This is a genomic window from Nocardioides sp., assembly GCF_047607365.1.
In the GTDB taxonomy this organism is placed as follows: Bacteria; Actinomycetota; Actinomycetes; order Propionibacteriales; family Nocardioidaceae; genus Nocardioides.
This window is the reverse complement of the sequence record NZ_JASGDD010000085.1, coordinates 1-8,431: the sequence shown is the minus strand read 5'-3', so window position 1 is coordinate 8,431 and position 8,431 is coordinate 1. Positions and strand designations below refer to the sequence as shown.

Sequence of the window (8,431 nt, the reverse complement as noted above, 5' to 3'; positions counted from 1 at the left end):
CCCGGGGGGGTGGGCCCCCCGCCCCCCCCCGGCCGTCCCTCCCCACCAAGAGACACCGAGGAGCAGCATCCGTGCTCGCCTACATCATCCGGCGCGTGGTCGTCGGCGCCGTCATGCTCGTCGTGATGAGCCTGGTGACCTTCCTGCTCTTCTTCGCCTCTCCGATCGACCCCGCGCGGTACGCCTGCGGCAAGAACTGCTCCCAGGAGCTCAAGGCCGCCGTGACCAAGCAGCTGGGGTACGACGAGCCGGTGACGACCCAGTGGTCGGGCTTCATGGCGGGCCTGGTGGTCGGCCGTGACTTCCCGCTCGACAAGAAGCTGCGCGAGTCGCACCCCGAGCAGATCGTGCACTGCCCCGCGCCGTGCCTCGGCTACTCGTCGTACAGCAAGAAGACCGTCAATGACATGGTCACCCGCGCCCTCCCCGTCACGATCTCGCTCTCGATCTACGCCTTCCTCCTGTGGATCACGGCCGGCGTGCTGATCGGCATCGTCGCGGCGCTGAGGAAGGGAAGCCTGGTCGACCGCCTGATCGTCGGGGCGTCCCTGGTCGCGTACGCCTTCCCCGTCTTCTTCGTGGGCTCCTTCCTGCTCCGCTTCGTGGCGATCAAGTGGGGCCTGTGGGAGGTGCCGAGCTATTCGCCGTTCTTCGCGAACCCGGGCTCGTTCCTCTACAACATGTTCTTCCCGGCGCTCACGCTGGCTCTCCTCTTCATGGCCGGCTATGTGCGCGTCACCCGCTCGTTCGTGATCGAGTCGATGAGCGAGGACTACATCCGCACCGCCCGCGCCAAGGGCCTCAAGGGTCGCATCATCGTCCGCAAGCATGCGCTGCGTGCCGCGCTCACGCCGCTGGTCACGATGGCGGGCATCGATTTCGCCGGCCTGCTGGCCGGAGCGATCATCACGGAGACCGTCTTCAACATCAACGGCCTCGGCCGGATGGCGGTCTACGCCAACCAGAACTACGACCTGCCGGTGCTGGTGGCGCTGGTGCTCGCGTCAGGCTTCTTCCTGATCACCGCGAACATCATCGTCGACATCCTCTATGCCTACATCGACCCGCGCGTCCGGATGGGGAAGTGAGCAGGCCATGAGCGAGCGCATCGAGGGAGCAATGCACGGCGCCTATCTCGAGATCAGGGATCTCTACGTCCACTTCCCGACACAGGACGGCATCGTCAAGGCCACCGACGGACTGTCGTACACGCTGGAGCGGGGGAAGACCCTCGGCATCCTCGGCGAGTCCGGATCCGGCAAGTCGGTCTCCTCGTCGGCGATCATGGGCCTGCACCGCGGCACCAACGCCCTGGTCAGCGGCCAGATCCTGCTCGACGGCGTCGACCTGCTGGCGCTCTCCGACGAGGAGATGCGCCGGCGGCGCGGCAAGGACGTCGCGATGATCTTCCAGGACCCGCTCTCGTCGCTGCACCCCTACTACACGGTGGGCAACCAGATCGTCGAGGCCTACCGCGTCCACAACGACGTCACCAAGAAGGCCGCCCGCGCCCGCGCGATCGAGATGCTCGACCGCGTCGGCATCCCGCAGCCCGACCAGCGGGTCGACGACTACCCGCACCAGTTCTCCGGCGGCATGCGGCAGCGCGCGATGATCGCGATGGCGCTGATCAACGACCCCGAGATCGTCATCGCCGACGAGCCGACCACCGCGCTCGACGTCACCGTGCAGGCGCAGATCCTCGACCTCCTCCAGGACCTCCAGCGCGAGTTCAACACCGCGATCATCATGATCACGCACGACATCGGCGTCATCGCCGAGGTCGCCGACGACGTCCTCGTGATGTACGGCGGCCGCGCGGTGGAGTACGGCACGACGAAGCAGATCCTCACCCGGCCGGCGATGCCCTACACCTGGGGCCTGATCCAGTCGGTGCCCGAGGTCGGCGGCTCGGTCGACGAGAAGCTCCGCCCCATCCCGGGCAACCCGCCCAGCCTGCTCAACCCGCCCTCGGGATGCGCCTTCCACCCGCGGTGCACGTTCACGGAGTTCGTCCCCGACAGTCTGTGCTCCACCGTGCTGCCCGACCTCGTGCCCGTCGTCGAGAGCGCCTCGCACCTGAAGCGCTGCCACCTCCTCGACCCCGAGGCCCTCTACGCCCAGAACGGAGACCGGGCATGACCAACGGCGTCCCGTCCCCGCTTCTCGAGGTCACCGACCTCAAGATGCACTTCCCGATCAAGAGCTCGGGCCTGATCCGCCGCACGATCGGAGCGGTCAAGGCGGTCGACGGCGTGTCGTTCGCGCTGGAGGCCGGAGGGTCGCTGGGCCTGGTGGGCGAGTCCGGCTGCGGCAAGTCGACCACCGGCCGCCTCGTGACCCGCCTCTACGAGCCGACCCACGGCTCGATCGGCTTCGAGGGCAGGGACATCGCGAAGGCGTCGCCGCGTGAGCTCAAGCCGCTGCGCCGCGACATCCAGATGATCTTCCAGGATCCCTACACCTCGCTCAACCCGCGGCAGACGGTGGGCGCGATCGTGGGCGCGCCGCTGGAGATCCACAAGCTGGTCCCGAAGGACAAGGTGATCCCCCGGGTCCAGGAGCTCCTCGAGATCGTCGGCCTCAACCCCGAGCACTACAACCGCTACCCGCACGAGTTCTCCGGCGGCCAGCGCCAGCGCATCGGCATCGCCCGCGCGCTGACCCTGCAGCCGAAGCTCCTCGTCGCCGACGAGCCGGTCTCCGCGCTCGACGTCTCCATCCAGGCCCAGGTGATCAACCTCCTGCAGGACCTGCAGCGGGAGTTCGGCATCGCGTTCCTCTTCATCGCCCACGACCTCTCGATCGTGCGCCACTTCTCGCCGCAGATCGCGGTGATGTACCTCGGCAAGATCGTCGAGATCGGCGACCGCGACACCATCTACAACCGGCCGCACCACCCCTACACCCAGGCCCTGCTGTCGGCCGCGCCCGACATCAAGCAGGCCGAGGTCGGCGGCCGCCGCGAGCGGATCCGCCTGACGGGGGACGTGCCGTCGCCGATCAACCCGCCGTCGGGCTGCCGGTTCCGCACCCGCTGCCCGATCGCGCGCGAGATCTGCGCGAAGGTGGAGCCGCCGCTGCTGCAGCTCGGCCGGGAGCACAAGGTCGCGTGCCACTTCGCGGGCACGATCGGCCAGCACCCCGCCAAGCCGATCACCCAGCGCATCCTCGGCGTCAACGAGTCCGGCGACCCCGACGCCGGCCAGGGCCCCGCCATCGAGTTCCCCAACACCCCCGGCTTCGCCGACACCTGGTTCGATCTTGAGAACAACACGATGGGCCGCGCCTGAGCGAGCACCCTAGGCTGGCGTCGTGAGCGACGGCCTGTTCGAGATGGGGAGTACGCCGTCCGGCCCCACCGGCGCGGGCGGGTCGCTCAGCTCGGCGGATCACGCAAACGCGCCGCTGGCGGTGCGGATGCGGCCGCGGACGCTCGACGAGCTGGTCGGGCAGCCGCAGCTGCGCGCCCCGGGCTCGCCCCTGCACCAGGTGATCGAGGCGGAGCGGTCGCTCTCGCTGCTGCTCTGGGGGCCACCGGGCACCGGCAAGACGACGATCGCCGCGATCGTCTCGGGCCAGACCGATCGCAGCTTCGTCGAGGTCTCCGCTGTCTCGGCCGGGGTGAAGGAGGTCCGCGCCGCGATCGACGCGGCCCGCGCGCAGCTGGTCGCCACCGGCCGCGAGACGGTGCTCTTCGTCGACGAGGTGCACCGCTTCTCCAAGGCGCAGCAGGACGCCCTGCTGCCGGGCGTGGAGAACCGCTGGGTCACGCTCATCGCCGCGACCACGGAGAACCCCTCCTTCTCCGTCGTCTCACCGCTGCTCAGCCGCAGCCTGCTGCTGCGCCTGCAGAGCCTCACCGACGACGACATCCGCGACGTCCTCCGGCGCGCGCTGACCGACGAGCGCGGCCTCGCCGGCGCGTTCGAGATCGACGACGACGCGCTCGAGCACCTCGTCCGGCTGGCCGGGGGAGACGCCCGCCGGTCGCTGACCTACCTTGAGGCCGCGGCCGGGGCGGCGACCTCCGCGGGCGTCGCCACGATCGACCTGGGCACCGCCGAGACCGCCGCCGACGTCGCGGCCGTGCGCTACGACCGCGACGGCGACCAGCACTACGACGTGATCAGCGCCTTCATCAAGTCCGTCCGCGGTTCCGACGCCGACGCCGCGCTGCACTACCTCGCCCGGATGCTCGAGGCGGGGGAGGACCCGCGCTTCGTGGCCCGCCGCCTGATGATCCTCGCCAGCGAGGACATCGGCCTGGCCGACCCGACCGCGCTCACCACCGCCGTCGCGGCGGCACAGACCGTGCAGCTGATCGGGATGCCCGAGGCCCAGCTCACCCTGGCGCACGCCACGATCGCCCTCGCGGTCGCCCCGAAGTCCAACGCGGTCACCACCGCCATCGGGGCAGCCGTGGCCGACGTACGCGCGGGGCGGATCGGGCAGGTGCCGCCCCACCTGCGCGACGCGCACTACGCCGGAGCCAAGAAGCTCGGCCACGGCGAGGGCTATCGCTACGCCCACGACCACCCGTTCGGCATCGCCGAGCAGCAGTATCTCCCCGACGAGCTCGCCGAGACCGCCTACTACGAGCCGAAGGAGATCGGCGCCGAGGCCGCCATCCGCGAGCGCTGGGAGCGGGTCAGGCGGATCCTGCGTGGCGGTTGAGGTCCAGTAGGCTCACACCTCATGAGTGCCTCCGACCGCCTGCGCGAAGCCGTCATCCAGGCCGCCGCGCGCTGGCACGGTCTGCGCGCCGGTCTGAGTCACGAGAACCGGATCGCCGCCGAGTCCGCGGCCTGGGCCGAGTGGCGCCGTCGTCGCCAGGCCCGCAAGGCGGTCATCCGCGCGGCCGTGCGGGCCCACCGCGCCGAGGTCGGCGGCGTACGCCGTGAGGCCCTCCGCGCGGGTGCGCTGGTCCTCCGCCAGGAGATCGCGCAGGCCAAGGTCGACAAGGAGATCGAGCTCCGCGAGCGCTATTCGGCCCCGGCCCTCAACCCCGCACCCTCCGCGACACAGCACGACCACATCGAAGAACTGGAACCCAAGCAGTGACCACCACCCCCGAGGACGACAGGCCCGACACCTGGCTGAGCACGGCGGAGATCCGCCGCCGCTTCACCTCGCACTTCGCCGACAACCCGACCCTGCCGCACGAGGTCGTGCGCTCGGCGTCGCTGCTGCTCGACGACCCCAACCTGCTCTTCGTCAACGCCGGCATGGTGCCGTTCAAGCCCTACTTCCTCGGCCAGGAGACGCCGCCCTACCAGCGGGCCACCAGCGTGCAGAAGTGCATCCGCACGCCCGACATCGAGGAGGTCGGCAAGACCACCCGGCACGGCACGTTCTTCGAGATGTGCGGCAACTTCTCCTTCGGCGACTACTTCAAGGAGGGCGCCATCACGCTCGCCTGGGACCTGGTCACCAAGCCGATCGCCGAGGGCGGCTTCGGCTTCGACGAGTCGGTGCTCTATCCCAGCGTGCTCGACGGCGACGACGAGGCCGTCGCGCTGTGGCGCAGGATCAGCGGTCTGCCCGACGACCGGATCGTGCGGCTGCCCCCGAGCGAGAACTACTGGTCGATGGGCGTGCCCGGCCCCGGCGGCCCCTGCTCGGAGATCCTCATCGACCGTGGACCCGCCTTCGGCGCCGACCGCGACTGGGACGCCGGCGACCGCTACCTCGAGTTCTGGAACCTCGTCTTCATGCAGGACGACATCTCCGCCGCCCGGTCGAAGTACGACGTCGACATCGCCGGCTCGCTCCCGCAGAAGTCCATCGACACCGGCCTCGGCCTCGAGCGCGTCGCCTACCTGCTCCAGGGCAAGGCCAACATGTATGAGACCGACGTCGTCTTCCCGGTCATCCAGCGTGCCGAGGAGCTGACCGGGAAGACCTACGGGGCGTCCTACGAGGACGACGTGCGGTTCCGCGTCGTCGCCGACCACATCCGCTCCGGCCTCATGCTCATCGGCGACGGCGTCACGCCGGGCAACGAGGGCCGTGGCTACGTCCTGCGGCGCCTGCTGCGCCGGGCCATCCGCAACGTCCGCCTCCTCGGGTACGGCGACCCCGCGCTGCCCGAGCTGCTCCCGGTCAGCCGGGACAAGATGGGGGAGACCTACACCGAGCTCCACACCGAGTGGGACCGCATCCTCCGCGTCGCGACCGCCGAGGAGGAGACCTTCCGCAAGACGCTCGCCTCCGGCACCCAGATCTTCGACCTCGCCGCCGGCGAGGTCCGCAAGACCGGCGGCACCGTGCTCAGCGGGACCGAGGCGTTCCAGCTGCACGACACCTACGGCTTCCCGATCGACCTCACCCTCGAGATGGCGGCCGAGGCGGGTCTCACCGTCGACGAGGCCGGCTTCCGCGGACTGATGGCCGAGCAGCGCGAGCGCGCCAAGGCCGACGCGAGGGCCAAGAAGGGCGGCCACGCCGACCTCTCGGTCTACCGCGACGTGCTCGACACCACCGGCCCGACCGACTGGCTCGCCTACTCCACGCTGACGACCGAGTCCTCGCCGGTGGCGCTGCTCCACGAGGGCGCGCGCGTCGACCGCCTCGGCAACGGCGAGGTCGGCGAGCTGGTGCTCGACCGCACCCCCTTCTACGCCGAGTCCGGCGGCCAGGCCGCCGACGCCGGCTACATCGAGTTCGACGGCGGCCGGCTCGAGGTGCTCGACGTCCAGCGTCCCGTGAAGGGCCTCGTCGTCCACCAGGTCCGCGTCGTCGACGGCGAGTACGCCGGCACGGGGTCGGGCACGCTGCACGCCCAGGTCGACCCCGAGTGGCGTCTCGGCGCCCGCCAGGCCCACTCCGGCACGCACGTCATCCACGCGGCGCTCCGCGAGGTGCTCGGCCCGACGGCGCTGCAGTCCGGCTCCTACAACCGCCCGGGCTACCTCCGGCTCGACTTCGGCTGGACCAAGGGCCTCACGCCCGGCCAGGTGAGCGAGCTCGAGGAGGTCGCCAACGGCGCGCTGCGCGCCGACCTCCCGGTGTCGTGGGACTACATGACGCTGTCCCAGGCCAAGGAATGGGGCGCGATCGCGCTCTTCGGCGAGACCTACGACGACTCCAAGGTGCGCGTCGTCGAGATCGGCGGCCCCTGGAGCCGCGAACTCTGCGGTGGCACGCACGTCGACCACGCGTCGCAGATCGGCACGCTGGTCGTCACCGGCGAGTCCTCGGTCGGGTCGGGCAACCGCCGCATCGAGGCGCTCACCGGCGTCGAGGGCTTCCGCTACCTCGCGCAGGAGCGCGATCTCGTCGGCCAGCTCACCGAGCTGCTCAAGACCCAGCCCGGCGACCTCGTCGGACGCGTCGCCGACCTCACCGAGCGGCTCAAGTCGGCCGAGAAGGAGGTCGAGCGGTTCCGCACCGCCCAGCTCCTCGCCTCCGCGGGCGCGATCGCCGACGGCGCCATCGACGTCGACGGGGTCGCCGTGGTCGCGGCCCGTGCGGCCGGCGCGGGCGGGGGAGACGTGCGCACGCTCGCGACCGACGTCCGGGCCCGTCTCGACCAGGCCGAGCCTGGCCGTGCCAACGTCGTGGTGCTCATCGGCGACGCGGACGGCAAGGTCGCGGTCGTCGCTGCCACCAACGACGCCGCGCGCGCCCAGGGCCTGTCGGCCAACGACCTGCTCCGCGGCGTCAGCCCGGTCGTGGGCGGCAAGGGCGGCGGCAAGGCCGACCTCGCGCAGGGCGGCGGCACCGACGTCGAGCGGATCGACGAGGCGCTCACGCTCGTCCCGAAGCTCGTCGCCGGTCAGTAGGCGCCGGCCCGATGCGTCACGGGGTACGTCTCGGCCTCGATCCGGGCGACGCCCGGATCGGGGTCGCGCGCAGCGACCCGACGGGCTTCCTCGCGACCCCGGTCGAGACCATCAAGGTGGACCGCGGCGGACGCGCTCACTGGGCCCGGATCCACGCCATCGCGCGGGAGGTCGCCGAGGAGTCCGGTCAGGAGGGGCTGCTCGAGGTGGTCGTCGGCCTGCCACGCTCGCTCCGGGGCGGGCGCGAGAATCCCGCGACCGCCAAGGTGCGGGCCTGGGCGGCGACCCTCGCCCGCCGCGTGGCCCCCCTGCCCGTGCGCCTCGTGGACGAGCGGCTCACCACCGTCTCCGCGGAGGCTATGCTGCGCGACCGAGGGCGCAAGGGGGCCGACCGCCGCGCGGTGGTCGACCAGGCCGCCGCCGTACTCATCCTCCAGCACGCGCTCGACACCGAGAGGACCTCGGGCACCGCGCCCGGAGAGCTGGTCGAGGGCAGGACAATGGAGGAAAGCGATGACTGAGCACGACGACGACGCGTTCGTTCCCGGAATGGACGACACCGCCGAGCGCGCTCCGATCCCGCTCGCCTCCGCGCCCGTGGCGGCCACCGCCGGCCGCCGCCGCGCCGAGCGTCGCTCGCGGGT

The 8,431-nt window shown here is 71.1% G+C and carries 7 protein-coding genes; all 7 read left to right on the top strand.

What is annotated here, in order from left to right; translation table 11 throughout:
* The first annotated feature begins 71 nt into the window (after window positions 1-71).
* The 7 genes from QM572_RS06620 to ruvX are packed head-to-tail and all read left to right on the top strand — an operon-like array spanning window position 72 to window position 8,308.
* A complete protein-coding gene (locus QM572_RS06620) occupies window positions 72-1,088 on the top strand; it encodes an ABC transporter permease (protein WP_415091305.1) in 1,017 nt (338 codons plus the stop codon).
* Window positions 1,089-1,095: 7 nt separating this feature from the next.
* Entirely contained in the window at window positions 1,096-2,142 is a 1,047-nt protein-coding gene (locus QM572_RS06615; protein ID WP_415091303.1) for an ABC transporter ATP-binding protein, read from the top strand.
* Window positions 2,139-3,293 carry an ABC transporter ATP-binding protein gene (locus QM572_RS06610; protein WP_415091301.1) on the top strand — a complete coding sequence of 385 codons (1,155 nt, stop codon included), beginning with the start codon at window positions 2,139-2,141 and terminating at the stop codon, window positions 3,291-3,293. The genes QM572_RS06615 and QM572_RS06610 overlap by 4 nt, the downstream gene beginning before the upstream one ends.
* Before the next feature lie 22 nt (window positions 3,294-3,315).
* Entirely contained in the window at window positions 3,316-4,677 is a 1,362-nt protein-coding gene (locus QM572_RS06605) for a replication-associated recombination protein A (protein ID WP_415091299.1), read from the top strand.
* 21 nt (window positions 4,678-4,698) lie between these two features.
* Window positions 4,699-5,064 carry a hypothetical protein gene (locus QM572_RS06600; RefSeq protein ID WP_415091297.1) on the top strand — a complete coding sequence of 122 codons (366 nt, stop codon included), beginning with the start codon at window positions 4,699-4,701 and terminating at the stop codon, window positions 5,062-5,064.
* A 35-nt stretch (window positions 5,065-5,099) separates the two neighbouring features.
* A complete protein-coding gene (gene alaS / locus QM572_RS06595) occupies window positions 5,100-7,787 on the top strand; it encodes an alanine--tRNA ligase (protein ID WP_415091307.1) in 2,688 nt (895 codons plus the stop codon).
* A gap of 11 nt (window positions 7,788-7,798) precedes the next feature.
* Complete coding sequence (ruvX, locus tag QM572_RS06590; RefSeq protein WP_415091295.1) at window positions 7,799-8,308, top strand: Holliday junction resolvase RuvX; 510 nt, start codon at window positions 7,799-7,801, stop codon at window positions 8,306-8,308.
* Window positions 8,309-8,431: the final 123 nt, after the last annotated feature.